The 1,117-nt window shown below is 74.4% G+C and carries 2 protein-coding genes and 1 pseudogene; 1 reads left to right on the top strand and 2 read right to left on the bottom strand.

Features of this window, described 5'->3' with window-relative positions; all coding sequences use genetic code 11:
• Positions 1 to 159 (bottom strand): LysR family transcriptional regulator (locus tag PROKR_RS17815; RefSeq protein ID WP_036965273.1); only part of this gene is annotated, 159 nt, incomplete at its 3' end.
• Between the two features lie 90 nt (positions 160 to 249).
• Between PROKR_RS17815 and PROKR_RS17810 the strand changes: the two genes are divergently transcribed.
• Positions 250 to 867: a LysE/ArgO family amino acid transporter gene (locus PROKR_RS17810; protein WP_036965270.1), complete on the top strand. Its 618-nt coding sequence runs from the start codon at positions 250 to 252 to the stop codon at positions 865 to 867.
• 6 nt (positions 868 to 873) lie between these two features.
• On the opposite strand, the pseudogene PROKR_RS17805 reads toward PROKR_RS17810, so the two are convergent.
• Positions 874 to 1,117, bottom strand: a pseudogene (locus tag PROKR_RS17805) (aminotransferase); the annotation flags it as partial.

Here is a 1,117-nt window from a genome sequence, read left to right as displayed (position 1 = left end):
GGCGCGCCGGACCAGCACGCTGCCCGCGGCGTTCTCCAGCCCGCGGATGCGCTGGCTCACCGCGGACGGGGTCACGTGCAGGGCGCGGGCCGCGGCGTCGAACGAGCCCTCGGCGACCACGGCGGCCAGCGCCTCGAGCTGGCGGGAGTCCCATCGCATGGCACCAGTGTGGCGCACCATCAGTTCTGCTTATGCCGCGTGAGAAACATGAACTGGTCTTCAGGCGGTGCGCTGCCTAGCGTTGACGGCATGCTCGCCCTGCTCGCCGGACTCGGATTCGGCCTCTCGCTCATCGTCGCCATCGGAGCCCAGAACGCGTTCGTGCTGCGCCAGGGGCTGCGCCGCGAGCACGTGGGCGTCGTGGCGGCGATCTGCGCGGCCTCCGACGTCGCCCTCTACGCGGCGGGCGCCGCCGGGTTCGGACCGCTCGTGGAGCGCTGGCCCGACGCCGTCGTCGTCGTGCGCTGGCTCGGCGCCGCCGTCGTCATCGGGTACGGGGCGATGGCCGCGTGGCGCGCGATCAAGGGGGACACGACGCTCGCCGCGGCCGACGACGGCGCCCTGGGCGACAGCCCCGGACGCCGCCTCAAGCCCGTCGTGCTGACGGCGCTCGCCCTGACCTGGCTCAACCCGCACGTGTACCTCGACACGGTGGTGCTGCAGGGCTCGGTCGCGGCCACCTACGGCGACACGCGCTGGTGGTTCACCGCCGGCGCGATGGTGTCCAGCGTCGCGTGGTTCGCCGCCCTCGGATACGGCGCGCGGCTGCTCGCCCCCGTACTGCGGCGCCCGAACGCGTGGCGGGTGCTCGACGGCGTGATCGCGCTGATCATGCTGGCCGTCGCGGTCTCGCTGCTGGCGGGCTGAGGGCCGCTAGCTGAGCGGGACGCCAAGGCCCGCGAGGCGGGTCGCAGCGTCGCGCAGGACCTCCTCCCGCTTCACGAAGGTGAAGCGCACGTGGTTCGCCAGGGCCTGCGCCGTCGGGGAGCCCGGGCGGCAGAACGCCGACGCCGGGATCGCCACCACGCCCGCCAGCTCCGGCAGCCGCCGGCACAGCTCGACGCCGTCGCGCAGGCCGAGGCGGTCGAGCACCGCCGACGCGTCGGCCATCACGAAG

It is taken from the genome of Promicromonospora kroppenstedtii DSM 19349, from assembly GCF_000515355.1.
GTDB classification, from domain to species: domain Bacteria; phylum Actinomycetota; class Actinomycetes; order Actinomycetales; family Cellulomonadaceae; genus Promicromonospora; species Promicromonospora kroppenstedtii.
Note: the sequence above shows the minus strand (reverse complement) of the source record. Positions and strands in the feature narration are given on the sequence as shown.